The following is a 25,279-nucleotide window of genomic DNA, read 5'->3' on the forward strand; positions in this document are numbered from 1 at the left end:
GTATTCGTTGACAGCGCAGAACGCTATACTCAGTGTTTTCAAACGATGACGATGCCTATCGTCTTTTTCATGTGAGCTTTTTGCGTAAGCTATTCGCAAACGCTTTTTCATGATTTTTGCATTAAAAAGGAGTCAAGAATGTCCGATGTCAAAAAGGTGGTCCTGGCATATTCCGGCGGCCTGGATACCTCTGTGATTGTGAAGTGGTTACAGGAAACCTACCACTGCGAGGTGGTGACTTTTACCGCCGACATCGGTCAAGGTGAAGAAGTGGAGCCTGCCCGTGCCAAGGCTCAGGCGCTCGGCGTTAAAGAAATCTACATTGAAGACCTGCGTGAAGAGTTTGTGCGTGACTACGTCTTCCCGATGTTCCGTGCCAACACCATTTATGAAGGTGAGTATCTGCTCGGCACCTCCATTGCACGTCCTCTGATTGCCAAGCGTCTGATTGAAATTGCCAACGAAACCGGTGCAGATGCCATCTCCCACGGTGCTACCGGTAAAGGCAACGACCAGGTACGCTTTGAGCTGGGTGCCTATGCGCTCAAACCCGGCGTCAAAGTCATCGCCCCTTGGCGTGAGTGGGATCTGACGTCCCGTGAAAAACTCATGGCCTATTGCGAAGAACACAACATTCCGGTGGATTTTTCCAGCAAGAAGAAAAAATCACCGTACTCAATGGATGCCAACCTGCTGCATATCTCCTACGAAGGTGGCATTCTGGAAGACCCCTGGGCCGAAGCAGAAGAAGACATGTGGCGTTGGAGCGTTTCTCCTGAAGCCGCGCCGGATCAGCCAACCTATGTTGAGCTGACGTTTGATCAGGGCGATATCGTGGCCATTGATGGCAAAGCAACCAAACCCCATGAAGTGCTTGAAACACTGAATAAAGTGGGCGGTGATAACGGTATTGGCCGGTTGGACATCGTTGAAAACCGTTACGTGGGCATGAAATCGCGCGGCTGTTACGAAACGCCGGGGGGCACGATCATACTGCGTGCTCACCGTGCGATTGAATCGCTGACTCTTGACCGTGAAGAAGCGCACCTGAAAGATCAGCTGATGCCCAAGTACGCCGAGGTGATCTACAACGGCTACTGGTGGAGCCCGGAGCGCCGCATGCTGCAGGCTGCCATTGACGAAACACAGAAAAATGTCAGCGGTGTCGTGCGCATGAAGCTCTATAAAGGCAACGCAACGGTCGTAGGTCGCAAGTCAGATGCGTCGCTGTTTGACGAATCGATTGCCACTTTCGAAGACGATGCAGGGGCTTACGACCAGAAAGATGCAGAAGGCTTTATCAAGCTGAATGCCCTGCGTCTGCGTATTGCCGCCGGTAAAGGCCGTCAGCAGAGTTGAATCAGGCGTTTCTCTGCTGGTATTGAGATATCGTTTTGATACGTGCGGCAGCCATGCTGCCGCCGTTCGCCAGTTAAGGAGTCAGTATGCTGAAAAAGCTGCTTTCGGGTCTTTTAGGGTCGAATGATGGAAATACCAACAGCCGGGCCAAAGCGTCCGAGCCGGTCGAATATGCTGGCTATCTGATCATTTCAGAACCGGATGAGCAGGGTGGCCAGTATCGTGTCAGTGGTGTGATTCAGCAGCCACTCAACGAAGGTGGACCCCGTGAGCATCGCTTCGAACGCTCGGATATGCTGCCAAGCCGTGATGGTTGCGATGAGATGATGGTCACCAAGGCCAAGCGATACATTGATGAAGTCGGCGATGCTATGTTCGATCCAGACCCCCGCCAGCAAGCGGCGGATGACACCAGCGCCTAGCCCAGCTTATGCGATGGTTGCACCGTGCATCACCCTGGCGGAGTCTGTTTCAGGCGCCTTTTGAACCGACGGGTCAGCAGCAGCTGATTGCCCCTCTCCAGCGTGTATTGGCCCAGGCACCTGACACACTCGAATCGGCCTACCATTGGCAACGCCACTGGGTTGAGGTGCTGGTGCATTATGACCTTCCTGCCTGGCGTATCAGCCAATTAATCAGTGATTACAATGCCTGGCTTTACCGGCAAGCCATTGATGCTTCCCTGGAAGACATGCTCAGCCAGGGCTGGGGCCCCGTGCCAGCGCGATACTGTGTACTGGTGTTGGGGTCTGGCGCACGTCACGAGAGTCTTCTCGCCCCGGATCAGGATAACGCCCTGATTATTGAAGACTATCCTGATCATCGTCATCGCGAGATCGATGGTTATTTTCAGGCGCTGGGTGAGCGTTTTACACAACGCCTGGATGACGCAGGTATTCCGTTATGCCAGGGGCATGTAATGGCGCGCTGGCCAATGTGGCGCAAGCGCGTAAGCGATTGGCAAAAGCAATTGGAGCTATGGTCCCGGGACCGTCGGATCAAGCGTGTGCAACAAACCAATATCCTGCTTGATTTCTCTCCGGTGTATGGTGATGCCCAGCTCGCCAACGAGCTGGCGCAGCATATTGCCAGCACCTTGCCACGGCAGGCATTGTTCATGGATGAAATGGCCGTGCTACTGGACGAACTGCCGGTCGCGTTAAACCGCCGGGGGCATCTGGTGAATCGCCAACCGGAACAAGCCCCTTTCGAGCAGGCAATTGACCTCAAACATCAGGGGCTGATGCCCTTGGTCAGTGCCGTGCGCCTGCTGGCGCTGTACTATCGGCAGAAACAGGTATCCACCCGTGAGCGGCTTCTGGCGCTGGGTGTGAACGGGCAATGCGCTGTGACTCCCAAGGAAGCGGAAACTCTGCTGGCCACGTTCCAGCGGCTACAGCAGAATCTCCTCGACCAGCAACGTTATCAGCTGAGTAAGGGGATGACGGTGGATAACTGGGTCGCAGTGACCCGCTTGCGTGATGATGAGGTTCATATGCTGAAGTACGATCTTGAGGTCGTCAGGCGCTTCGTTGCCAGGGTGCAAATGCAGGTGCGCAGTGGCTCGCGTATCAGCCATTAGGTTGATGCATCAGGCGTTTCGGGAAGCTCCATTATCAGGCAGGTGCCACCAAGGGTTGGAGCGTCCTCCACCCACAGCCGTCCCCCCAGGTGTGCAACAATGCCGCGGCTGATCGGTAACCCCAAACCACTGCCCTTGGGCCTGCCGCGAGGCACGTCTCCCTGCTGTTGAATCTGGTGGAATTTTTCGAAGACTTTTTCGCGTTCATCTTCACTGATCCCTGGGCCGTTATCTTCAACGCTCAGGCGGTAATGACGCTTGTGGCGATAAAGGCGAAGGGAAACCTGAGGGTGTTGGCTATCGGCGAACTTTCCGGCGTTATCCAGCAGGTTGATAATGACTTGCTCAAGACGGTCAGCATCCCCAGTAATCCAGGCAGGTGCTGCGCTGATCTCAACGTCAAGCGTAATGCCGCGGTTTTCCTGCAAGCGTGAGATGGCATCAACGCTGCGCCTGGCTATGTCGGCGAGGTCGAGGCGCTGAGGGTCAAGGGTCAAGCGGCCGCTTTCCAGTCGTGCAAGGTCAAGAATTTCTTCAATCAGCCGTGAGAGACGTTGGCTTTCATGCACAATCACGCCCAGGAAGTGCTGACGTTTTTCTTCCGGCAGGTTGTCGCTATCACGAAGGATTTCAGCAAAGGCACGAATTGAGGTCAGTGGCGTACGCAGCTCATGGCTGACCATGGCGACAAATTCATCTTTCAGACGATCAAGTTCACGGAGGCGGTCATTGGCTTTGTGTAATGCATCGCCAATGCGCGCCAGTTCGTCGGATTTCTGCTCCAGTCGCCGGTTGTACTCCAGGGCCTGCGAGGTTGTGTCGAGAATGCTTAATAGCCCTTCAAGATCCAGCGCTTCGCCGCGTACGACAGAATTGATCAAAACCCGCGCTGATGCACTCCCCAGAGCACCTGCCAGCGCCTGCTCGGCACGCGTTACCAACTCATGAGACGCCACCTGTTTGTCGGACTCTGGCTCGGGTGCCGTGGCAAAAACGCGTTGGGTGGTGGAGGCGCCGAGGTAGCGCGCCAGCAGTTCGCGCAGCTCGCCCAGGGTGGTTTGCCCCTGCCATAGCGTGGCGCTTTGCAGGTTGGGGTGCATGGCTTCGGTAAATAGCGCTGCCTGGGTCTGTTCCAGCGGTGTGGGGCGGCTGAATAGTGACACACCCACCAGCAGGCCGACATTGGCCAGCATGCTCCATAACAGAGAATGGGTATAGATATCCCAGCCCTGCAAGCCAAACAGCGCATAAGGCGAAAGCCATTCCACTCCCCAGGGGCCTGGGTTGATCAGCGTGGTGCTTAACCACCCGGATTGAGCAAAGCCCGGCAGCAGCAAGGTGTAGCCCCAAACGCTAAATCCTGCCATCAGCCCAAGCATGGCCCCCAGACGAGACGCGCCGCGCCAGTAAAGGCCGATCAACAATGCCGGGGCAAACTGGGCAACGCCGGCAAAGGACACCAGCCCGATGGTGACCAGGCTGTAAGACTCACCGATCAGTGCGTGATACAGATAGCCGAGCAAGAGAATGGCAATAATCGCAATCCGCCGAATTCCGAGTAACCATTTGGCCAGCTGACCCGGTTGGCTGGCGGGCAGAAACCGGAAGCGCAGCAATAAAGGAATGATCAGCTGGTTGCTGACCATGGTAGACAGCGCAATGGTTTCTACAATCACCATACCGGTTGCCGCCGATAGCCCGCCGATAAACACAAAGAGTGGCAAGGCCTCAACGCCTGCCGAAAGAGGAAGGGTCAGGACAAAACTGTCCGGGTCGCCGGTGACATCACCCAGCAGCAGGCCTGCCAGGGCAATCGGTATCACAAACAGGTTGATCAGCAGCATGTAAAGAGGAAACAGCCAGCTGGCGCGTGTCAGGTGATTTTCATCGACATTTTCCACCACCAGTACCTGAAACTGGCGCGGCAGGGTGAGAAACGCCAGAAAAGCCAGTATCAGAATGCCGACCCAACCTGTGGTGCCGCCGGGCACGTTATCAAGGCGCATGATGTTGGCCAGTTCCGGGCGAAGTGTCACCTGGGCAAACAGATCCTGCGGGCCAGCAAACAGCACAAAGATGACAAATATACCGACACTCATAAAGGCTGCCAGCTTGACCAGGGATTCAAGCGCAATGGCGGCCACCATGCCTTCATGGCGCTCACTGGCATCCAGATGACGCGTGCCGAAAAGAATAATGAAAACGGCCAGCACCAACGCCACCCACAGTGATTTATCCAGCCAGAAGCCCTCATTCCCCAGGCTGACTTGGGGTGACGCAGGGTAATTGATCAACACCGCGTGGCTGACGGTGATGGCTTTCAGTTGCAGGGCAATATAGGGCGTGATGGTAATTAGTGCTATCAATGCCACGAGAGCCCCTAAACTTGAACTCTTGCCGTAGCGGGCACTGATAAAATCAGCAATTGATGTGATTCGCTGACGGGCAGCAATACGCACCATCTTACGTAGCAGAAAAGGTGCCATCAGCATGGCCAGCGTCGGGCCCAGGTAAATCAGCAGAAAGCTGGGCCCGTATTCCGCTGCCCGCCCGACACTGCCGTAAAATGTCCAGGCAGTGCAATAGACCGCAATCGAAAGCGCATACACGCTGGGCGAACCAATCACGCTTCGCCCGGCTTCGGCGCGCCGGTCTCCCCAGGCAGCGACCACAAACAGTAGCGCCAGATAGCTGAAGGCCGCTCCTAGAATGACCATATCGTTACGCATCGGCTATTGTCTCGTCGAACGTTCCATCAGCCAGGCGGTGAGGGCAATGAGCGTGGCCCACGCCAACAGTAGATAGAATGCCAGGCTGGCCCAGCCAGGCAAGCGATCCACCGCCATGAGTAGCGGCGGACTGAACAGCACAATCGCCAGCAGGATAAGCGCTATCAGGCGTTCATTGCGCCGCGATCCCGCACTGAGGGGTTTCATGTGAGAGTTTTTCAAGTGAGAGTTCTTCAAATGAGAGGCTTCATGCGCTGGCATCCTGTTTGTCAAAGGCGTTGGCCTGCAAAGCCAACAGCTGCTCCAGCGTGTTGATACCGCGGGCTTCCAGGCGTGGCAGCAATGCAAGCCATAATTCTGCCGTGACACGGGCATCGCCTAGCGCGGTGTGACGGGTGCCGGGAGGAAACGCCAGATGATAACGCACCGCCAGGCTATCCAGGTCATGACCATCCAGAGCTTCATCCAAGGCGCGGGAAATCAATAAGGTATCCAGAACAGGCAGGTCAAAATCCACACCGTGATGGCTAATGGCCAACATATCAAAAGATGCATTGTGTGCCAGCAGAACGGCCTCGCCGACATACTGGCGAAAGCGGCTGAGCACGATATCCAGTGGTGGGGCGCCCACGACATCAGCGTCAGTTAACCCGTGGATAGCGGTACTGGCAGGCGGAATGGGCCGTTTGGGGTCAACGTAGTGGTCAAAAGTTTCACTCGCCAGCAAGCGGTTATTGACCACGCGACAGGCACCGACGCTGATGACCGTATCGCCGCGACGCAATTCAAGGCCGGTGGTTTCCGTATCAAACGCGACAACTTCCAGGCTGCGCAGCGAGCGGGTGGCAAGTGCTTCATCCGGGTGGGGCAGGTCAGCAATGCCGAAGTCGTGAAATTCCGGGCGAGGTGGCATGGGTTCCCTTGGGGCACCTACCTTTTCGGTCGCGGGCAGTGGCAAGCGGATACGGGCATAGCCGGTGTCTTTGTCGGCCAGGCTCCAGGTGTCGCTGGCGTGCTGACGCAGAACATCAGCGACGCTGGGGGAGAGCGGCAGAACATCCAGTGTCTGGCGGTGCCACTGGGTCAATTCGCGTTCAGGCAGCGGCTCACCTTTCCAGATGAAATCCAGGTAAACGCGTTTGTTACCCAGGCAAACTTCGCCCTCAAAGCCACTGGAGGGCAGGTAAGCGCTTAGGTGCTGAACCAACGAAGCCATTAAGGCAATCAACGCCGGTGCATCCCCCTTGAACCAGGCAGGCATGCCAATGGGCGTAATCAGGCGGTGCGCCGGGTCCAGCCGCTCATCCAGTGCCTGCCAGAAATCATTCGACCACATCGGCGACAGGCGCTCGCCCTGATGCTGCATTTCGTCAAGCAGTTGGCCTACGCGTGCGACGTTGTCTCCCAGTGTGGTGCCTTCGGATTGAATAACGCCCTCGAGCCGCTCGCACAGGGTGTTGCTGGCATCGCCCTGTTGACGTAGCTGAATCAGCGCATCGGCGGCGCTGATCAGGCTGGCGGTATGCTGGCGAAGGGGCGTCAACATGGCAGCAAGGTCGGCACGTACCCCCATTTCATTCGACCAGGATGCGGTTGCATCGGTAAAGGTCAGCAGGGTTTCTCCCTCGCTTCCGGGAACGCGGCGCAAGATGACTTTCAACCAGCGCTCATCGCAGGGGGCGAGTATTTCGCGGGGTGAGCCATCCTGGGGCAATTGCGTCAGCGCCTGTTGCAGGCTGGGGCTGGGTACCAGCGCCTCCAGCCGTTTGCCTAAGCCGAGACCATCCTGATCGTGGAAAAAATCTTCAGCCGCCTGATTGAACAGCATGACGCGCCGATGCTGATCACACAGCAATAACGGCGTTTCGAGTACCTGTAATAGCGTTTCCAGTTCCTGGCGGATGCGTGCGGCACTGCGAGCCCCTTCGGTATGAGCCGTTGCCAGCCGGGTGCGGTCCGCCTGCCAGCTTTCATGCACGCGTTGCAGGTCCGGCCCCAGGCCTTTCAGCCAACCTTCTGGAGGATGCTCATTCTGAGCATCCGGGTTGGCCACCAGCCTGGCAAGCTGGACCTGCAGGTGGCGCAGTGGGGTAAATAGCATGCGTTCAAGCAATAGCCCAACCAGAAAAATAGTGGCGCCGCCGGAGAAGCTACCAAGCCATAACACCCAGCGCTGCCAGCCTTGAGGGGCCAGTTGGGCATCCAGTAAAGCAGCAAAGATGGCACCGCCCAGAAAGCTGATGCCAGTGAGTAACAGCCACAGACCAATCAGCCGCTGGCGCTTGGGCAAGCCGCGCCGGTTCATGACGACGTCTCAGTCAGCAGCTGACGAACCTTTTCAACCAGCGCCTGGGTTGAAAAGGGCTTGGTAATGTAGTCATCAGCACCGAGGGCCATGCCTTTTTCCCGTTCAACCTCACGGCCATGGGCTGTCAGTATGATAACTGGAAGACGCTTGGTTAAAGGCTGGGCACGCAGTTGCTCCAGAACGTCAAAGCCACTAATGCCTGGCAAGCCGATATCCAGAAGGATTAAATCAGGCGTCTTTTGCTCCACACATACAAGGGCTTTTTCACCGTCCTCTGCGGTTGTGACCGTAAAACCCGCTTGCTCCATCAGAAATTCCAATGAAAGAACAATATTGGGCTCGTCATCAACTACCAGTACATTGGCCATCTGACTCTCCCGAGGTGCTGAGTGGCGTTTAATTTTTTGCTTTTATGATTTCAGTGTATGAGCAGGCTAGCGTAAGGCAAAGACGACCTTGGCCGAATGCTGGTAAAGTGCGCACTGTCTATTCACACCCATTGCTAGGGTCTGTTGACGTTTCATTCACGACCGCGCTGGTGTCAGTTTTTATTCGCAGCAAGGCAGGAGGAGAGACGTTTGGTTATTCCAAATGAACGACGACTAACGCCGCGGCGGATAAAAACTGACCCAGCCCTGCGGGTTGCGCCTCAAAATTCGCCATACTGCGTTGCGAAACTTGAAAAGGGAACCACCCTTAACGGCGTTCCGCGCCTTGTCTGGCACATTTTGAGGCGGCAACGCGGTTCGTGATGAAACGTCAACAGACCCTAACGTTCCTGTCTTAAGGATTCCAAGGTGAAGCCCCATGCGAGCATTGCTGTTATCTGCCTATTCCGCCGTAAGTCATCAGTTCTGGGCAGAGCAGGTGATGGCACATGTATCGGCAGACTGGACGTATCTGGCCCTGCCGCCACGTCATTTTCGCTGGCGGATACGCGGTAACCCATTGACCTGGGCATTGAAAGAGCACGCCACGCTTAATCAGCATTATGACCTGGTGCTGGCGACGTCCATGGTAGATCTGGCCACGCTCATTGGCCTTTACCCGGTACTGGGAAGCGCCAGAAAAGTCGTGTATTTCCACGAAAATCAGTTTGCTTACCCGGAATCAGCTCAACAATCTCCTCAGGCAGAAGGCAAGATGGTTAACCTTTATGCCGCGTTAGCAGCGGATGACGTCGTGTTTAATACCGCTTACAACCGGGACTCTTTTGTGGCGGGGGCGCGCGCATTTTTAAAAAAAATGCCGGAAAATTTGCCCGCTGCCAACCGGCTGGAAACACTACGTTGTAATGCCCATTTACTACCTGTTCCAATTATACCGTTATCTTGCAAAATTAAAGCATTTCATCACTGCCGAAGAATTGTCTGGAACCATCGCTGGGAGTACGACAAAAATCCGCAGGATTTTTTCAGCGCACTGTTTTCACTGAGTGAACAGGGCATACCCTTTGAGCTCGCGGTGATGGGGCAACAGTTCCGTCAGTCACCCGCGATTTTTGATGAAGCAAAAGAGCGCCTCAAGCCTCATATCATTGCCTGGGGGCCACAGCCGGAAAGTGACTATCATGCCCTGTTGAGTGAAGGCGGTATTGTGGTATCAACGACCTGGCATGAATTTCAGGGGCTGGCCATTATGGAAGCCGCTCAGCGGGGGATGCTGCCACTGGTGCCGGACCGGCTGTGTTTTCCTGAGCTCTATCCATCTGACTATCGCTATGACGGCAGTGTTGAAGACCTGCAACACAGGTTAAAATCCTGGCTGACCGATCCAGCCGCATGTCCGCCAGCACTGCTCACTGAGCGCTGGGAATGGCCGCAATGGCAGGCAGCGTATCAGCAGTTGTTAAGCGTCTAATTCGGTTTTTTCCTTGAACTCGCACAAATCTTCAATGATGCAGCTGCCGCAACGCGGTTTCCTTGCGACACAGGTGTAGCGGCCATGCAGGATCAGCCAGTGGTGGGCGTCCTGTTTAAAGACTTTGGGCACGTGGCGAATCAGCTTTTTCTCGACATCAATGACATCCTTGCCTTTGGCGACCCCTGTGCGGTTGGACACGCGAAAGATATGCGTGTCCACGGCAATGGTGGGCTGACCGAAAGCGGTATTAAGAATCACATTGGCCGTTTTGCGCCCAACCCCTGGCAAGGCTTCCAGCGCCTGGCGTGTATCAGGCACTTCGCCGGCGTGTTTCTCTACCAGTAAATGACAGGTCTTCATCAGGTTTTCGGCTTTGGTGTTGTAAAGGCCGATGGTTTTGATATGCGCCTTCAAGCCGTCGATGCCCAGCGCAATAATCGCCTCGGGCGTATTGGCCACGGGATAAAGCCGGGCGGTCGCTTTATTGACGCCAACATCGGTGGCCTGCGCCGAAAGCAGCACCGCGGCGAGCAGCTCAAACGGTGTTGTCCAGTTAAGCTCCGTGGTCGGGTGGGGGTTCTCCGCCTGCAAGCGGGCAAAGATCTCATAGCGTTTTTCAGCGTTCATGAAGGTATCTCTATTTGATCGTGCCAGTCACGCGCACACGCCGCTGACCGTTGGTACCGACATTCTTGACGGACGTTGCGCGTTTGGCGGCATTCTGGTCGATGGCATTTTTAAGCGCAATCAGCAGCCCGACCACAAAAAACGCACCAGGGGGCAGCAGGAAGAACAGAAACTGATACTCCTCAACGAGAGTCAGTTGCCATTGGCGGGCGATGGAGCCGAATAACAGATCCATATCACTCAACAGAGTGCCCTGGCCGAGTACTTCGCGTAGCGCACCGACAACCACCAGAACAGCGCCAAAACCAAGCCCCATCATCAGGCCATCCAGTGCGGCAGGCAGTGGCGGATTGCGTGAGGCAAAGGCATCGGCACGCCCAAGAATGGCGCAGTTGGTGACAATCAGCGGAATGAAAATGCCGAGTATCTGGTAAAGCGCAAAGGCATAGGCTGCCATGAGCAGTTCCGCACAGGTAACAAAGGCGGCAATAATCATCACAAAGGCGGGCAGGCGGACGCTGTCCGGCACCTGCTGGCGAATCAGTGATACCGTTGTACTGGCACCGATCAGCACCAGCAGAGTGGCAATGGCAAGCCCCAGCGCATTGACCACACTATTGCTGACGGCCAGCAACGGACAGAGCCCCAGCAGTTGCACCAGCGCCGGGTTGTTGTTCCAAAGACCGTCGCGAGCAAGGTTCGTGAAAGTGGTCATGGCGTCACGTCCTGTTGGCGGGTTTCTGAGCGTTCCTGAAGGTAGGGCCATGCGGTTTGCTGAGCATAAACAAGCGCCTGGTAAACCGCTTGAATCACCGCCCGTGGGGTAATCGTCGCACCGGTAAAGGCATCAAACTGGCCGCCTTCCTTTTTTACCGCCCAGCTTTGAGGAGGCAGGCTATCCAGGCTTAAGCCATCAAAACGGGTGATCCAGTCACTGCGGCGGCGTTCAATCTTATCACCAAGGCCTGGGGTTTCCTGATGCTCGCTAACCCTCACGCCGGTAATCTGCCCGGTACGGTTGATGCTGACCCATAAGCGTATTTCACCATTGTAACCTTCACGGGTGACGACCGGTAGAATCACAATGCTGGTGTCCGGGTTGCTGATGGTAAAGCCCTGAGTGGGCTGACGGTGCCCCAGTTGCTGGGCGTCAGGCAGGTTGAAAGCGCCTTGCAGAATCTTTTCGGTCGCGACGTTTTCCAGCGCTGGCGGAAGGACTTTCTGCAACTGCTGGTGCTGATAAACCTGCGCATTGCGACTGATCTGCTCGGCGGTGAGGGCGCGAATTGCGCCGACGCTACCCGCCGTTACCAGGGCAAAGGCCCCCAGCGCAAGTGCGCCGCGACGCATGGCCTGGCGGGCATTCATGGCAGACTTCATGAGGAGCCCCCCGGCGGGCGATGACCGCGACTGGCACTGGCATGCCCCGCAGGGCGCGGGTCGCTGTACAGATCCAGCAGCGGAACACACAGGTTCATCAGCAAGACAGCAAAGGCCACGGCATCCGGGTAGCCCCCGAAGGTACGAATCAGAATGACCAGCACACCGATGCCAGCGCCGTAAATCAGTTTCCCGCGCCGACTGGTGGCTGCAGAGACAGGGTCGGTGGCTATAAAAAAAGCACCGAAGACGGCAGCGCCAGTCAGCAGATGAAAGCTGGGTGACGCAAAGTGGCTGGTGTCGCCAGCGTAAAACAGCGCCGCCAGAAGCATCAGGCTGCCGAGCATGGCGACAGGAATATGCCAGCTGATCACTCGCTTGTACAACAGTAGGGCACCGCCCGCTGCCCAGGCCCAGGCGGTATGTTGCCAGGCATTCAAGGTGCCTGGCGGAAGTGGCTGGCTGGCCCAGAACTCACTGGCCATCACCGCCTCGCCTTTATGCTTGAAGGCATCTAAAGGCGTGGCACCACTCAGGGCATCCAGCTCAGTGAGCGGTAACACACCAAGTACCTGGCGCCAAAGTGTGTCAGGGAGTATGGGTTGCGGCGGTGACCATAAGGTCATGTAAGCAGGAAATGACACCAGGAGTAAGGCATAGCCCACCATGGCAGGATTAAAGGGGTTATGGCCAAGGCCACCGTAAAGCTGTTTAGCTACCACAATGGCGGCGACCATGCCGACACCGATTAACCACCAGGGGCTACCGGGGGGCAGTGACACCCCCAACAGAATGGCGGTGACCAGGGCGCTACTGTCGTTCAGAACCGGCATGACCGCACGCTGTCGCAGGCGGAGTATGATTGCCTCCAGGCCAACGCCGATGAAAGCGGCAATCAGAATGTTGGTGATGACACCGAGGCCAAAATACACCGTCAATGTGGCGATGCCTGGCAGAGTAGCGATCAGCACCCAGCGCATTAACGAGGCACTGCTGGAAGGCGGCGCACCAAGGGTAGGAGATGATTGATGAAGAAAACTCATGGTGACCCGACTGTGTAAAAAGTGATGTGAATCATGATGCCTGTTCCCGAGCGCTGGCCAACTGTGCTTCGGTGGTTTTCAGGTTTTCCCTGGCGGTGGCAAGCTGGATCTCAAGGTCTTCCTGAGAGACTTCCGGGGACTGCTCAGCAGCGCGCGCAAGGGCTTTTTCGGCTTTACGAACGGCAGAACGAGCCGCTGTATGGGCAATTCTCAAGCGGCGTATTTCACTTTGTGACACGTTGCTATCAGCAGTCGTTTTTGTTGCTTCCTGCGTGACGGTGTTTTTGCTGCGCGTCTTACGGGCTTCGCGCCGTGCCTGCTTTTCGGCTTCTTCACGGGCCAGGCGCGCCTGACGGAATTCGAAACGATGACGGGCGTGCTCAGCCTTGGCGGTGTCGATCTGTTGTAAGCGAATGCGCTGCTTGGCCCCGCGGTAATCGTCGACCAGCGGAATATGGCTGGGGCAGACATAACTGCACGCACCGCATTCGATACAGTCAAACAGGTGATAACGTTCCAGGCGAGCATCATCGGCCTGGCGGGCGTACCAGTGGAGCTGCTGAGGCAGGAGGGATGCCGGGCAGACCGTTTCGCAGGCGCCGCAGCGAATACACGGCATTTCCGTGGGAGGTGCCGGGAATTCTTCCGGCGTGGCGGCGATCAGGCAATTAGTGGTTTTGCTGACGGGCAGCGATAGGTCATCCACTTGTGCTCCCATTATCGGGCCGCCGCTGACCAACTGGCCCAGGCGGGAGTGGTCAAGCCCTGCCTGCTCAAGCGTTTCTGCCATGCTCGTGCCGATGGCCACCTGGTAATTGCCTGGGTGTGCCAACGCCTGGCCGGTGAGTGTCACAATACGGCTCACCAGCGGTTCGCCATCGCGAACGGCCTTGAGGGAGGCCAACAAGGTGCCGGGGTTATGGCATACCACTCCCACATCCGCTGGCAGCCCGGCGCTTGGAACCTCGAGATCCAGCAGTTTCTTTATCAGCTGGCGTTCACCGCCACTTGGATAGCGAGTGGCGATGCTGATCATTTCCACCGGGAGTGGCTGGCTGCCCTTGAGTGCCGACGATAGGGCGTTGATAGCCTCTGGTTTGTTGTCTTCAATGCCCACCAGAATGCGCTGTGCCCCACATAAGCCAGCCATCAGCTGGGCTCCCTCAAGCACGTCGGCCGCAAAATGGCGCAGCGTCATATCATCCGCCGTGATATAGGGTTCGCACTCGGCGGCATTGATAATCAGGGTGTCGATGGCGTGGCGTTCACGCACGCGGGCTTTGACCTGAGTGGGGAAGCCTGCGCCTCCAAGGCCGACAACCCCGCTGGCATCAAGCCGTGCCAGCAGGGTAGACGTATCGGTCTCGCGCCAGTTGAGCGGCGGCAAATAAGTAGCTGTGTCCTGTCCATCGCCATCAATCACGATGTGAGTGTCACTTATTTCACTGATATGCCCGCTGATGCTGGCATGTAACGCAGCGGAAATCATGCCATCAGGTTTGGCAAGCAGCGTGCCGCGTTGAACGTGCTCGCCGGTTTGCACGCAAGGCAGGGCAGAACGCCCACTGTGCTGTTTGAGTGGCAGAACGACACGTTTGGGCAGTGGCGCAACCGTTAACGGGCGGGAGGTTGATAGTGTTTTGCGCTCAGGCGGATAAACACCGCCGGGAAAATCAAAGGCGCGGGGCATGAAGCGGCTCCGAAACGGGAGTGCGATCGCTGGCAATCACATCAGTGCTGATGTTCTGGGTGACCGGCTGCCATTGGGTCAGCGGCGTGCGTCTTGGCAGCATATCAATGCAATCAACCGGGCACGGGTCAAGACACAGGTCACAGCCGGTGCATTCATCTTCGATAACCGTATGCATCTGTTTAGCCGCGCCGATAATGGCGTCTACCGGGCAGGCCTGGATGCACTTGGTGCAGCCAATGCATTCATCTTCACGAATGAATGCGACACGGTCTTCCTGCTGAGCTTCGCCGTCGAGAGGCTGCGGCTCCTTGCCTAACAGGTCCGCGAGCGCCTGAATCGTGGTGTCACCGCCTGGTGGGCACTTGTTAATCGCATCGCCATTATTGATGGCCTCTGCATAAGGGCGGCAGCCGGGGTAGCCACACTGGCCGCACTGGGTTTGTGGTAGCAAGGCATCAATTTTTTCAACCAGGGGGTTGCCCACGACCTTGAAGCGCTGGCTGACCCAGCCCAGCAAGGCGCCAAACCCTATGCCCAGGCCCGCTAATACGGCCACAGCGCTGGCAAGACTGATCACTGAGCTGGTATCCATATAAGCGTCACTCGACTAAAAAAGAACGGGGTCGAACGTAGGCGTCAGGGAAACAGGGTTACCCCTGGGTAAGCCCGGAAAATCCCATAAAGGCTAACGACATCAGGCTCGCCGTGATCATCGCAATGGCGGCGCCCCTGAACGGAGCGGGGATGTCAGCGCCTGCCAGGCGTTCACGCATGGCAGCAAACAGCACCAGTATCAGCGAAAACCCCAGCGCAGCGCCCAGCCCGTAAAGGGTGGTGTGGAAGAAGCTCAACTCGCGGTTAAGCGATAACAGCGCAACCCCTAAAACGGCGCAGTTGGTGGTGATCAACGGCAGAAAAATCCCCAATACCTGATGCAGCAGGGGGCTTAAATAACGCACCATCACTTCGGTGAACTGTACCACAGCGGCTATCACGACAATAAAGCTGATCGTGCGCAGATAGGTAACATCAAACGGCACCAGCAGACCATGATACACCACGTAACTGGCCGCCGAAGCCAGCGTCAACACAAAGGTAGTGGCGGCTGACATACCAATGGCGGAGTCCAGTTTATTGGAGACCCCCATGAAAGGGCAAAGCCCCAGAAACTGAACCAGTACGAAGTTGTTGACCAGTGCAGTGCTTAGCAGTATGACGAAGATTTCTGTCATGAAGCCTTCAACTCAAGCAAGCAGAGTCATCAAGTCACCCGTTGGCCAGGTTCGGCACCGGTATCCGGAGAGAGCAGATAAATGCCATCATCATCGCCAGAGGCCAGCACCATACCTTCCGACATGCCAAAACGCATTTTGCGAGGCGCGAGATTTGCGACCATGACAGTAAGGCGGCCTTCCAGGGCTTCCGGCGCATAAGCGCTGCGGATGCCTGAAAATACATTGCGGGTTTCACCGCCCAGGTCCAGAGTCAACTGCAACAGCTTATCCGCGCCATCAACGTATTGGGCCTTGGCAATTCGGGCGATGCGCAGGTCAATCTTGATAAAGTCATCAAAGCTGATTTCTTCTGCGATGGGGGTTTCTATCAGAGGCCCTTTGGGGGCATCTTTGAGTTTCTGTTCTTCCACAAGATCCTCTTTCGATGCCTCGATCATGGTATCAATTCTGTCGCGTTCTACACGGGTCATCAATGGCTTGAACTTGTTGATGGTGTGACCCAGCAGGGTGTCGTGGCGGCTGTGCCAGTCCAGTGTTTCAAGCGCGAGGAATGCCTGCGCCTGCTCAGCCATGGCAGGCACCACCGGGGACAGGTAAACCATCAGCTGGCGGAACAGGTTGATGCCGACCGAGCAGATATCCAGTACGTCCTGCTCGCGGCCTTCCTGCTTGGCGAGTACCCAGGGTTCTGCATCGGCAATGTAAGTGTTGGCTTCATCCGCCAGTTCCATAATCTTACGCATGGCACGGCTGAACTCGCGCGCTTCATAGTCAGCAGCAATATCGTCACCGGCGGCAATAAAACGCGCCAGCATCATCGGTTCGGCGCATTGGGCGGAGAGCTGGCCATCGCCAAGTTTTTTGATAAAACCGGCGCAGCGGCTGGCGATATTGACAACTTTGCCAACCAGATCGCTGTTGACGCGGGCGGCGAAGTCATCAAGGTTAAGGTCGAGATCATCCACCTTGGACGTCAGTTTGGCAGCAAAGTAGTAGCGCAGGTATTCCGGGTTGAGGAAGTCCGCGTAGGTGGCTGCCTTGATGAAGGTGCCACGGGACTTTGACATCTTGGCGCCGTCAACGGTTAAAAAGCCGTGGCAGTTAACCGCTGTTGGTGTGCGGAAATCAGCCCCATGCAGCATGGCCGGCCAGAAAAGCGCATGGAAGTAGACAATATCCTTGCCGATAAAGTGATAGATTTCGGCATTGGATGTGGGTTGCCAGAAGGCGTCAAAGTCAATTCCTTCGCGTTCACACAGGTTCTTGAAGCTAGCCAGGTAGCCGATAGGGGCATCCAGCCAGACATAGAAGTATTTGCCTGGGGCGTCAGGAATTTCAAAACCGAAATAAGGCGCATCACGGGAGATGTCCCACTCATTGAAGCCAGACTCAAACCACTCCATCAGTTTGTTGCGAATCTGTGGCTGGACATGGCCGTCATTGATCCACTGTTGCAGGAAATCAGCAAAATCCGGCAACTTGAAGAAGTAGTGGGTCGAGCTGCGCACTTCAGGTGTGGCGCCGGAAATAGCCGACACCGGATTGATCAGTTCTGCCGGTGTGTAGGTGGCGCCGCATTTTTCGCAGTTATCGCCATACTGATCATCAGAGTGACACTTTGGACAAGTCCCTTTGATAAAACGGTCAGCAAGAAACAGCCCTTTCTTAGGGTCATACATCTGTTCAATATCGCGCGTGGCGATATGACCCTTATCACGCAAGCGAGTGTAAATTAGCTCGCTGAAATAGCGGTTCTCGTCGGAATGGGTGGAATGGTAATTATCAAATTTGACGCCAAAACGGGCAAAGTCAGCCTGATGACTGCGGGATACCCGCTCGATCAATGCTTCAGAGGTAATGCCTTCCTGCTCGGCGCGCAGCATGATGGCGGTACCATGCGCGTCATCGGCACATACGTAGTAGCAGGCCTGACCACGGCTTTTCTGAAAACGTACCCAGATGTCTGTTTGGATATACTCCAGCAGGTGACCCAGGTGGATATCGCCATTGGCGTAGGGCAATGCGCTAGTAACCAGAATGTTGCGCGTGGCAGTATGAGACATAGGTAAAGATACTTCCGTTGAAATCAGGCTGAAATAAGCTCGGCGAAGGAGGCCGATGCTTCGCCGAGAACCAGTAAAAAGAACAGCGTAGCGCTAGTAGAGTGCCTGCTCTTCCAGAACCACTTCACGTAACAGGGCCAGGAATAACTTGTCGGCTTCCGAATGTTCGGCCGGATCCTCGGGAATATGCACACTGGTGGTGTCGGAAATCTCATTTGCGACACGCGCCATGACATCCTGCGAACTGCCATTGGCAAATTCCTTGCGAGCAACGGCAAGTGACTGTTCCAGGATTTTCGGGTCCTGCAGCAGTTTACGGATAAAGCCTTGCAACTCATTAATAATACGCGTTTTCTGAATTTCTGAAGCAGACATGAGAGGTCTCCTTGTTTAGCCTGGCTTGCAAAGCCGCAAGGCGCAGTATTTATGCTGCTGACGATAGCATTTTTTTAGCTTTGAAAACATCGGGGCACCTTCAGCCCAAGCGGAAGTTATCGGCCGCAAGATTCCCGCGATGATGCCCCTGATGCGCTGTTATAGCCTGAGTCGCCCCGACTTGTGTTTGACCGGGTTGGCATATTGCGCCAGCCAGTAAGGCTTTAAGTGTGCCGGTACGCTTGCCAGGCGTGCCTGGAAGCGCTCTTTATCCTGGCGGGTAATGGCTTTGCGGGCGACCAGTTCTGGCGCGTCGCCAATGGCATCCAAGGCCAGATAATGGCTGGAAAACAGCCGGTATCCACCAATCACCTGGCGGTCAATCTCAGCGGCAACTTCATCAGGCGTGGCCATGTCGTTACCTATCGGAGTGCCAAAATGCAGCTGCACGCGTCCCTTGTGGCCAGTGATACCTGCAACGATCGACTGGATATCCTCGAATTCGCTTTTGGCATAGCTGCCCTGGTGCTCAATATCATGCAGCTCCTGCGCTTTTTGCAGGTCGCAAGGGTCGTACTCGTAACTGATCGAGACAGGCACCATCTTCAGTTCGGCAATGGCATCACCAAACGCCGCCTGCCGGTCTGAATTGCGGCGTGCCATGGTCAGCATCTTGATGATGGCAGGGTCGGTACGATCAATGCCGTTTTTGGCACGCCCTTCGCGCTGAGCCATCCAGATCGAATGCTCGTCAACCGTAATGGAATGGCGGATATACGCGGAAAGCTGCTGATAGGCGGCCAGCATGGCGCGCTTGCCGCGGGCGCTGCGCGGCACAATAAAGCTTTTATTTAACCGCATCAGATCGGTCACATACGGCTTTTTAAGCAGGTTATCGCCAATTGCGATACGGACGGTATCGCGGCCTGCCAGGTACAGTGCGTAATTCACGAAAGCCGGGTCGAGTGAGATATCCCGGTGATTACCAATAAAAAAGTAGGCGCTGTTGCCATCAAGCTTATCCAGCCCTGACACGTCAAAGCTGTCGGTGCTGGTACGAATCATGCGCTCCATATAACTGGCAATGCGCATCTGGAAATCGTAGACCGTCGATACATCGCTTACTTCGCGGCGAACCGCATGACTTGCCAGGGCGCGAGCCAACGGCGGAGCCCAGCGGGCCAGACGCGGGAGTCGAAAGCGGGTCAGGGCGTTAAGCAGTTCGCTATCCCGGGAAAGCCTGGCCAGAACCTCAGCGACTTCATAATCCATGTAGGGGCGGATTTCCGCCCACGGATCATCTGCCTCAGCGCTGTTGGCCGTGGCGTCTGCTGTCTCTGGTGTTGTTTTAGATATTTTTTTAAATGTATTTTTAGATGTTGTATGAAAATCAGTCATATGACGTGTATCAATACCCCCTGCAGTCACACCTTGCGTTTACGCCAGCTCGGACGATGAAGTGGCTTCCCCATCCAGCCACTCCAATAGGCGTTCGGTATCTTCCGCCAGCGCCTGTGCCATGAGAATAAAGTCCGTTTCCAGACGAATCAGGGCGTCGTCACCATCATCTGCATGGTCGGCTTCTTCGATCAAGGCATCACTGAACCGCAAGCCCTTGAGCGCCAGATCCTCATGCAAAACAAAACTTAATCGTCCTTCAAGGCTAAGTGCCAGCTTACTGGCCTGACGATCAACGGCAAGCAACTGCTGAATGTCGTCGCTGTCGAGATCCACCTGACGGGCACGCAGAACGCTGTCGTCACCCTTGGCTTTGAGCTCAACCTGGTCGCCAAGCTGCATGTCCGTTGGGCGCGTGCTGGCATCGGTCAACCATGTCGTCATGGCGCGAAGTGGCAATGTCTTCGATGCTAATGGGGTCACCTTAAGGCTGCCCAGAGTTTCGCGCAGCAGGTCAAGAATGTCTTCGGCGCGAGTTCGCGAGCTGGCGTTGACCCCGATCAGCTGATGGCGGGTATCCCACCACACATCAATTTTCTGACTACGCACAAATGCCTGAGGTAGTAACTCCTCGGTGACCTGCTCCTTGAGCGTCGTTTTTTCTTTACGCGTGACTTTCCGGCCTTCGGCGGCTTCTATTTCGGCGACCTGTTCATCAACTTCTTCCTTGACCACAGAGGCAGGTAGAAGCCGCTCCTGACGCAAGGCGCTTAGCAAACGCTGGCCCTGGATTTCGTGCAGTAATTGTCCGTGTCCGGCTCGCCCGGCGGGGGCGGTCCAGCCAAGCCTTCTGGCATCAGCATTACCTAATGGCGTGGCTTTTTGTGCTTGCAAGGCATCTTCCAGTTCATCCTGCGCAATCGCCGGATCACCATGAAGACGGTATAACAACAGGTTTTTGAACCACATAACGCCCGTACCCGATTTAAAAAGTGGCTCATTATGTCGAATGCAGCGCCTGCCTGCCAGCGTGATTCATATGGATTCGTCAATAACCGCGAAGATTGCACCACAATCAAACATGTGTTTGATTATTGAGGCGTGTGCGCAACGTAACACTCAAAACGTCAATTGCTTGTATTTGCGAGGCTAATGTTACCCGCGCCCAATTAATTCAATCGCTCAATAAGGATGATTCAATGCACGATAAGCTTTCTCGTCACTCATTAAGAGTTCGCGGCTATCACCTCGATGGTTACGGTCATGTAAATAACGCCCGCTATCTTGAATTTATGGAGGAAGGGCGTTGGGGCTTTTTTGATGATCACCCAGCGTTGATCAAGCAGCTGCATCAGGCAGGTAAGGCATTTGTCGTCGTTAATCTGAATATTGATTATTGCAAGGCCGCGCTGGATAGAGATGATCTGGTAGTGCTGACGGGAATCATCAGCGTCGGTGAACGCAGCGCTGTCTGTCATCACCAGGTGGTTCGTCAACGCGACAATGCCCTGGTGGCGCAGGCGGATCTGACCTTCGTACTGCTGGATATGAAAGCCAACAAAGCGGCGCCGATAGAAGGCAAGGTGCGCGAGGCATTGGAAGCTTTGGCAACAGACAAACAGGACTTCACCGCCTGATCCTGGCAAGTCGATTTCCCTGACTGCCCTTGCCGCTTCTGCAGTGGTATGATGGTCAGGTATTTGCGCACCGCCTTGTTGTACCATCAGGGGCGGTTTTTTTCAGCGCTTTCAACTATCGCAGCGCCAAAGCAGTGCAAAGGATCTGACTTTCATGGGTGACATCGCCAGAGAAATCTTGCCCGTCAATATTGAAGACGAGCTCAAGCAGTCGTACCTAGACTATGCGATGAGTGTCATTATCGGCCGTGCGCTTCCGGACGTTCGCGACGGCCTTAAGCCGGTGCATCGGCGTGTGCTGTTTGCCATGCATGAACTGGGTAATGACTGGAACAAACCATATAAAAAATCAGCACGTGTGGTCGGTGATGTTATTGGTAAATACCATCCCCACGGCGACAGTGCCGTATACGACACCATCGTTCGCATGGCGCAGCACTTCTCCATGCGCCACGTGCTGGTAGACGGCCAGGGTAACTTTGGTTCGATCGACGGTGACAGTGCTGCTGCCATGCGTTACACCGAGGTGCGTATGTCGCGCCTGGCGCATGAGCTGCTGGCGGACCTGGAAAAAGAAACGGTCGATTGGGTCGATAACTACGATGGCACCGAGCGCATTCCTGATGTGCTGCCGACCAAAGTCCCCAACCTGCTGATCAACGGTTCCTCCGGTATTGCGGTGGGTATGGCCACCAATATTCCACCGCATAATATGCGTGAAGTCATTGACGCCTGTCTGGCGTTGATTGATGACTATACGCTGACGGTGGATGATCTGATGGAGTACGTTCCTGGGCCGGATTTCCCCACCGGCGGTATCATCAACGGGCGTGCCGGTATTCTCGAAGCCTACCGTACCGGTCGAGGGCGCATTTATGTGCGCGCCTGTCACACCATCGAGCACCATGACAAAACCGGCCGTGATCACATCATCATCACCGAGCTGCCGTATCAGGTGAACAAGGCGCGGTTGATCGAGAAGATTGCTGATCTGGTCAAGGAAAAACGCATTGAAGGCATTGCCGAGCTGCGTGATGAATCTGACAAGGATGGCCTTCGCGTGGTCATCGAGATCAAGCGTGGTGAATCAGGCGAAGTCGTTGTCAATAACCTGTTTGCGCAGACCCAGCTGCAGAACGTTTTCGGTATTAATATTGTGGCGCTGGAAAATGGCCAGCCGAAAACGCTCAACCTGAAGCAGCTACTGGAAGCCTTTATTCGTCACCGTCGCGAAGTGGTGACCCGGCGCACCCTGTTTGAGCTCAAGAAAGCCCGTGAACGTGGGCATATTCTTGAAGGCCTGACGGTTGCCATTTCGAATATTGATGAAGTCATCGAACTCATCAAGGCCTCGCCCAACGCGGCGGAAGCCAAGGAAAAACTACTGGCGCGCAACTGGCAGCCTGGCCAGGTGACCGGCATGCTGGAGCGGGCTGGGGCAACCTCGTGCAAGCCTGAGGAACTGGAAGAAGGCTTTGGCCTCAATCCTGCCGCTACCGATTACCGGCTGTCGCCCGCTCAGGCCCAGGCCATTCTGGAACTGCGTCTTCACCGTTTGACGGGGCTTGAAACCGAAAAACTGCTGAATGAATACCTCTCGATCCTGGAAAGAATTGCCGAGTTAACGACGATTCTGGCGTCGCCGGACCGGTTGATGGAAGTCATCCGTGAAGAGCTTCACGCTGTGCGTGATCAGTTTGGTAACGATCGACGGACCGAAATTCAGGCCAGCCATCTGGATCTTTCCATGGCCGACCTGATCGCTGAAGAAGATATGGTGGTCACCGTATCGCGTTCCGGCTATGCCAAGACGCAGCCGCTGTCTGATTATCAGGCTCAGCGCCGGGGTGGACGTGGTAAGTCCGCGACATCAATGAAAGATGAAGATGTGATCGAACATCTGCTGGTGGCCTCGACCCACGATACCGTGTTGCTGTTCTCCAACCGTGGCAAGGTTTACTGGCTGAAAGTTTATGAAATGCCGGTCGCCAGCCGGGGTTCGCGGGGTAAACCGCTGGTCAACCTGCTGCCGCTGGATGAAGGCGAGCAGGTCAGTACGATCCTGCCGGTGCGTGATTATGACCCGAGCCACTATATTTTCTTCGCCACGGCCAAGGGTACGGTCAAGCGCACCAGCCTTGAACAGTTCTCACGCCCACGCAGTGTGGGGCTGATTGCGATCGATATCGAAGACAATGACCGCCTGATTGGCGCTGCCATCACTTCAGGTGATGACCACGCCATGCTGCTGTCTTCCAACGGTAAAGCGATTCGTTTCGAGGAAGGCAAAGTACGCGCTATGGGTCGCACCGCGCGCGGTGTCAGGGGGATGCGTCTGACAGGTGATGCGGAAGTGATCAGCCTGATTATTCCCAAGAGCCAGCAGATTGATGCCGAACTGGATAGCGCTGAACTGGATAGCGCTGAAGGTGACGACGCAGAAACAGAAACCACTGTGGCTGTAAGCACCTCCGAAACTCTTCAGTCTGACGGACAGATCTACATTCTCACCGCGAGTGAAAATGGCTTTGGCAAGCGTACCCGCCTGGAAGAGTTCCCGCTGCGTGGGCGTGGTGGTCAAGGTGTTATTGCCATGCAAACCAGTGCGCGTAACGGTCAGATGGTTGCCGGTATGCAGGTCTACGACAGCGATGAAATGATGCTGATTACCGATCGCGGCACCCTGGTGCGCACCCGCGTTGAAGAAGTATCAACGACGTCACGCAACACTCAGGGCGTCATGCTGATTCGTCTTGGTAAAGAAGAGAAGCTGGTGAAAACCGTTCGTGTCGACGAGCCGGAAGACACTGAGCTTGACGACGCATTGCTGGAAGATGAAACCACCCCAGAGTCCAATGGCGAGGAGGCAGCGGGAGACGATGACACGTCACTTTAATTTCTGTGCAGGGCCGGCAGCGCTGCCGGCAGATGTTCTGGCGCGTGCTCAGGCGGAAATGCTCGACTATCACGGGCGCGGCCTTTCGGTGATGGAAATGAGTCACCGAAGTGATGAGTTTGTGGCCATTGCCGAACAGGCAGAACGTGATTTTCGTGCCTTGCTCGGCGTGCCGGATAACTATCGCGTTCTCTTTATGCAGGGTGGCGCCAGTTTGCAGTTTGCCATGTTGCCAATGAATCTGCTTGGGCAGGGTGGCAGCGCTAATTTCATCCAGACAGGCATCTGGGGGAAAAAGGCACTGGCCGAAATTCAGCGCCTGCAGTTACCGCACCATGTCATCGCCAACAGTGAAAGCAACGGTTTTACCGCCGTGCCGAAGGCTGATGAAATTCAGGTGAGTGACGACGCTGCCTATGCGCATTACACCTCCAACGAAACCATTGGCGGTCTGGCGTTTGATTACATTCCTGAGCTGAAGCGCGCCGATGGGCGTGAGGTGCCTCTGGTGTGTGATATGTCATCGAACATTCTGTCGGCACCGTTGGATGTCTCGAAATTCGGCGTTATCTATGCCGGGGCTCAGAAAAATATCGGCCCGGCGGGGCTGACGCTGGTCGTTGTGCGCGACGACCTGCTGGATCAGGCGCGTGACAGCATCCCCACGCTGTTTGATTACAAGGCGATGGCCGCTGCGGGCTCAATGGTGAATACGCCGCCGACCTATGCCTGGTATCTCGCTGGGCTGGTGTTTGACTGGCTGAAAAATGACATTGGCGGGCTGACGGCCATGGCCGAGATCAATCAGCGCAAGGCCAAGACCTTATATGCCGCGATTGATCGCAGTGATTTCTACAGCAACCCCATTCAGGTGGTGAATCGCTCCATCATGAATGTGCCGTTTGTGCTCGCAGACTCCGCCCTGGATAGCGCGTTTCTAGCGGAGGCCGACGCCGCAGGGTTATTAAATCTGAAAGGGCATCGCAGCGTGGGTGGCATGCGCGCCAGTCTGTATAACGCTGTGTCGCAGGAAGCGGTGGATACACTGGTGGCATTCATGGCAGATTTCGAAAAAAGAAGGGGCTAAGCAT

The 25,279-nt window shown here is 55.6% G+C and carries 22 protein-coding genes; 7 read left to right on the forward strand and 15 right to left on the reverse strand.

What is annotated here, in order from left to right; genetic code table 11:
• The first annotated feature begins 138 nt into the window (after positions 1-138).
• From ACU6TU_RS07445 to ACU6TU_RS07455, 3 genes are all read left to right on the forward strand, one after another.
• Complete coding sequence (locus tag ACU6TU_RS07445; protein WP_447143920.1) at positions 139-1,359, forward strand: argininosuccinate synthase; 1,221 nt, start codon at positions 139-141, stop codon at positions 1,357-1,359.
• A gap of 86 nt (positions 1,360-1,445) precedes the next feature.
• Positions 1,446-1,781, forward strand: a complete 336-nt coding sequence (locus ACU6TU_RS07450; protein WP_447143921.1) for an HlyU family transcriptional regulator — start codon at positions 1,446-1,448, stop codon at positions 1,779-1,781.
• Positions 1,782-1,789: 8 nt separating this feature from the next.
• Positions 1,790-2,941, forward strand: coding sequence for a DUF294 nucleotidyltransferase-like domain-containing protein (locus ACU6TU_RS07455; RefSeq protein ID WP_447143922.1), 1,152 nt, complete (start codon positions 1,790-1,792; stop codon positions 2,939-2,941).
• On the opposite strand, the gene ACU6TU_RS07460 is transcribed toward ACU6TU_RS07455, so the two are convergent.
• The 4 genes from ACU6TU_RS07460 to ACU6TU_RS07475 are packed head-to-tail and all read right to left on the reverse strand — an operon-like array spanning position 2,938 to position 8,346.
• On the reverse strand, positions 2,938-5,670 hold the full coding sequence (locus ACU6TU_RS07460) for an ATP-binding protein (RefSeq protein WP_447143923.1): 2,733 nt from the start codon (positions 5,668-5,670) through the stop codon (positions 2,938-2,940). The genes ACU6TU_RS07455 and ACU6TU_RS07460 overlap by 4 nt on opposite strands.
• A 3-nt stretch (positions 5,671-5,673) precedes the next feature.
• Complete coding sequence (locus ACU6TU_RS07465) at positions 5,674-5,877, reverse strand: hypothetical protein (protein ID WP_447143924.1); 204 nt, start codon at positions 5,875-5,877, stop codon at positions 5,674-5,676.
• A gap of 40 nt (positions 5,878-5,917) precedes the next feature.
• Positions 5,918-7,975: an exonuclease domain-containing protein gene (locus ACU6TU_RS07470; protein ID WP_447143925.1), complete on the reverse strand. Its 2,058-nt coding sequence runs from the start codon at positions 7,973-7,975 to the stop codon at positions 5,918-5,920.
• Complete coding sequence (locus ACU6TU_RS07475) at positions 7,972-8,346, reverse strand: response regulator transcription factor (protein WP_447143926.1); 375 nt, start codon at positions 8,344-8,346, stop codon at positions 7,972-7,974. Before ACU6TU_RS07475 ends, ACU6TU_RS07470 begins: the two co-directional genes overlap by 4 nt.
• A gap of 439 nt (positions 8,347-8,785) precedes the next feature.
• Here ACU6TU_RS07475 and ACU6TU_RS07480 point away from each other — a divergent pair, with 439 nt between their 5' ends.
• On the forward strand, positions 8,786-9,838 hold the full coding sequence (locus ACU6TU_RS07480; RefSeq protein ID WP_447143927.1) for a tRNA-queuosine alpha-mannosyltransferase domain-containing protein: 1,053 nt from the start codon (positions 8,786-8,788) through the stop codon (positions 9,836-9,838).
• On the opposite strand, the gene nth is transcribed toward ACU6TU_RS07480, so the two are convergent.
• From nth to ACU6TU_RS07535, 11 genes are all read right to left on the reverse strand, one after another.
• Positions 9,827-10,468 carry an endonuclease III gene (gene nth, locus ACU6TU_RS07485; RefSeq protein WP_447143928.1) on the reverse strand — a complete coding sequence of 214 codons (642 nt, stop codon included), beginning with the start codon at positions 10,466-10,468 and terminating at the stop codon, positions 9,827-9,829. The two genes, ACU6TU_RS07480 and nth, sit on opposite strands and share 12 nt — an antisense overlap.
• A 10-nt stretch (positions 10,469-10,478) precedes the next feature.
• A complete protein-coding gene (locus ACU6TU_RS07490) occupies positions 10,479-11,183 on the reverse strand; it encodes an electron transport complex subunit E (RefSeq protein ID WP_447143929.1) in 705 nt (234 codons plus the stop codon).
• Positions 11,180-11,848: an electron transport complex subunit RsxG gene (gene rsxG, locus ACU6TU_RS07495; RefSeq protein ID WP_447143930.1), complete on the reverse strand. Its 669-nt coding sequence runs from the start codon at positions 11,846-11,848 to the stop codon at positions 11,180-11,182. The genes ACU6TU_RS07490 and rsxG overlap by 4 nt, the downstream gene beginning before the upstream one ends.
• The gene (locus ACU6TU_RS07500) at positions 11,845-12,891 is read right to left on the reverse strand and encodes an RnfABCDGE type electron transport complex subunit D (RefSeq protein WP_447143931.1); all 1,047 of its coding nucleotides are present in this window, start codon (positions 12,889-12,891) and stop codon (positions 11,845-11,847) included. The genes rsxG and ACU6TU_RS07500 overlap by 4 nt, the downstream gene beginning before the upstream one ends.
• A 31-nt stretch (positions 12,892-12,922) precedes the next feature.
• Positions 12,923-14,581 (reverse strand): electron transport complex subunit RsxC, encoded by a 1,659-nt coding sequence (gene rsxC, locus ACU6TU_RS07505; protein ID WP_447143932.1) that lies wholly within the window; start codon positions 14,579-14,581, stop codon positions 12,923-12,925.
• Positions 14,565-15,176 carry an electron transport complex subunit RsxB gene (gene rsxB / locus ACU6TU_RS07510; protein ID WP_447143933.1) on the reverse strand — a complete coding sequence of 204 codons (612 nt, stop codon included), beginning with the start codon at positions 15,174-15,176 and terminating at the stop codon, positions 14,565-14,567. The genes rsxC and rsxB overlap by 17 nt, the downstream gene beginning before the upstream one ends.
• A 58-nt stretch (positions 15,177-15,234) precedes the next feature.
• Positions 15,235-15,816 (reverse strand): electron transport complex subunit RsxA, encoded by a 582-nt coding sequence (gene rsxA / locus ACU6TU_RS07515; RefSeq protein ID WP_447143934.1) that lies wholly within the window; start codon positions 15,814-15,816, stop codon positions 15,235-15,237.
• A gap of 29 nt (positions 15,817-15,845) precedes the next feature.
• Positions 15,846-17,882, reverse strand: coding sequence for a methionine--tRNA ligase (gene metG, locus ACU6TU_RS07520; protein WP_447143935.1), 2,037 nt, complete (start codon positions 17,880-17,882; stop codon positions 15,846-15,848).
• A 93-nt stretch (positions 17,883-17,975) separates the two neighbouring features.
• The gene (locus ACU6TU_RS07525; RefSeq protein WP_447143936.1) at positions 17,976-18,257 is read right to left on the reverse strand and encodes a hypothetical protein; all 282 of its coding nucleotides are present in this window, start codon (positions 18,255-18,257) and stop codon (positions 17,976-17,978) included.
• A gap of 159 nt (positions 18,258-18,416) precedes the next feature.
• Positions 18,417-19,529, reverse strand: coding sequence for a 1-acyl-sn-glycerol-3-phosphate acyltransferase (locus ACU6TU_RS07530; RefSeq protein ID WP_447144203.1), 1,113 nt, complete (start codon positions 19,527-19,529; stop codon positions 18,417-18,419).
• Between the two features lie 165 nt (positions 19,530-19,694).
• Positions 19,695-20,624 (reverse strand): recombination-associated protein RdgC, encoded by a 930-nt coding sequence (locus ACU6TU_RS07535; protein WP_447143937.1) that lies wholly within the window; start codon positions 20,622-20,624, stop codon positions 19,695-19,697.
• Positions 20,625-20,854: 230 nt separating this feature from the next.
• On the opposite strand from ACU6TU_RS07535, the gene ACU6TU_RS07540 reads away from it, so the two are divergent.
• From ACU6TU_RS07540 to serC, 3 genes are all read left to right on the forward strand, one after another.
• Entirely contained in the window at positions 20,855-21,292 is a 438-nt protein-coding gene (locus tag ACU6TU_RS07540; RefSeq protein ID WP_447143938.1) for an acyl-CoA thioesterase, read from the forward strand.
• 154 nt (positions 21,293-21,446) lie between these two features.
• Positions 21,447-24,188: a DNA gyrase subunit A gene (gyrA, locus tag ACU6TU_RS07545; RefSeq protein ID WP_447143939.1), complete on the forward strand. Its 2,742-nt coding sequence runs from the start codon at positions 21,447-21,449 to the stop codon at positions 24,186-24,188.
• Positions 24,172-25,275 (forward strand): 3-phosphoserine/phosphohydroxythreonine transaminase, encoded by a 1,104-nt coding sequence (gene serC, locus ACU6TU_RS07550; RefSeq protein WP_447143940.1) that lies wholly within the window; start codon positions 24,172-24,174, stop codon positions 25,273-25,275. The genes gyrA and serC overlap by 17 nt, the downstream gene beginning before the upstream one ends.
• Positions 25,276-25,279 lie beyond the last annotated feature (4 nt).

Source organism: Halomonas sp. LS-001 (assembly GCF_052983955.1).

Excerpts from the sequence above, each read along its gene's own strand:
- serC (WP_447143940.1), top strand. The coding sequence starts at position 24,172 with ATGACACGTCACTTTAATTTCTGTGCAGGGCCGGCAGCGCTGCCGGCA.
- rsxC (WP_447143932.1), bottom strand. The coding sequence starts at position 14,581 with ATGCCCCGCGCCTTTGATTTTCCCGGCGGTGTTTATCCGCCTGAGCGC.
- rsxA (WP_447143934.1), bottom strand. The coding sequence starts at position 15,816 with ATGACAGAAATCTTCGTCATACTGCTAAGCACTGCACTGGTCAACAAC.
- nth (WP_447143928.1), bottom strand. The coding sequence starts at position 10,468 with ATGAACGCTGAAAAACGCTATGAGATCTTTGCCCGCTTGCAGGCGGAG.
- rsxB (WP_447143933.1), bottom strand. The coding sequence starts at position 15,176 with ATGGATACCAGCTCAGTGATCAGTCTTGCCAGCGCTGTGGCCGTATTA.
- ACU6TU_RS07480 (WP_447143927.1), top strand. The coding sequence starts at position 8,786 with ATGCGAGCATTGCTGTTATCTGCCTATTCCGCCGTAAGTCATCAGTTC.
- ACU6TU_RS07500 (WP_447143931.1), bottom strand. The coding sequence starts at position 12,891 with ATGAGTTTTCTTCATCAATCATCTCCTACCCTTGGTGCGCCGCCTTCC.
- ACU6TU_RS07450 (WP_447143921.1), top strand. The coding sequence starts at position 1,446 with ATGCTGAAAAAGCTGCTTTCGGGTCTTTTAGGGTCGAATGATGGAAAT.
- metG (WP_447143935.1), bottom strand. The coding sequence starts at position 17,882 with ATGTCTCATACTGCCACGCGCAACATTCTGGTTACTAGCGCATTGCCC.
- rsxG (WP_447143930.1), bottom strand. The coding sequence starts at position 11,848 with ATGAAGTCTGCCATGAATGCCCGCCAGGCCATGCGTCGCGGCGCACTT.
- ACU6TU_RS07470 (WP_447143925.1), bottom strand. The coding sequence starts at position 7,975 with ATGAACCGGCGCGGCTTGCCCAAGCGCCAGCGGCTGATTGGTCTGTGG.
- ACU6TU_RS07535 (WP_447143937.1), bottom strand. The coding sequence starts at position 20,624 with ATGTGGTTCAAAAACCTGTTGTTATACCGTCTTCATGGTGATCCGGCG.
- gyrA (WP_447143939.1), top strand. The coding sequence starts at position 21,447 with ATGGGTGACATCGCCAGAGAAATCTTGCCCGTCAATATTGAAGACGAG.
- ACU6TU_RS07490 (WP_447143929.1), bottom strand. The coding sequence starts at position 11,183 with ATGACCACTTTCACGAACCTTGCTCGCGACGGTCTTTGGAACAACAAC.
- ACU6TU_RS07530 (WP_447144203.1), bottom strand. The coding sequence starts at position 19,529 with ATGGATTATGAAGTCGCTGAGGTTCTGGCCAGGCTTTCCCGGGATAGC.
- ACU6TU_RS07540 (WP_447143938.1), top strand. The coding sequence starts at position 20,855 with ATGCACGATAAGCTTTCTCGTCACTCATTAAGAGTTCGCGGCTATCAC.
- ACU6TU_RS07460 (WP_447143923.1), bottom strand. The coding sequence starts at position 5,670 with ATGCGTAACGATATGGTCATTCTAGGAGCGGCCTTCAGCTATCTGGCG.
- ACU6TU_RS07455 (WP_447143922.1), top strand. The coding sequence starts at position 1,790 with ATGCGATGGTTGCACCGTGCATCACCCTGGCGGAGTCTGTTTCAGGCG.
- ACU6TU_RS07445 (WP_447143920.1), top strand. The coding sequence starts at position 139 with ATGTCCGATGTCAAAAAGGTGGTCCTGGCATATTCCGGCGGCCTGGAT.
- ACU6TU_RS07525 (WP_447143936.1), bottom strand. The coding sequence starts at position 18,257 with ATGTCTGCTTCAGAAATTCAGAAAACGCGTATTATTAATGAGTTGCAA.
- ACU6TU_RS07465 (WP_447143924.1), bottom strand. The coding sequence starts at position 5,877 with ATGAAACCCCTCAGTGCGGGATCGCGGCGCAATGAACGCCTGATAGCG.
- ACU6TU_RS07475 (WP_447143926.1), bottom strand. The coding sequence starts at position 8,346 with ATGGCCAATGTACTGGTAGTTGATGACGAGCCCAATATTGTTCTTTCA.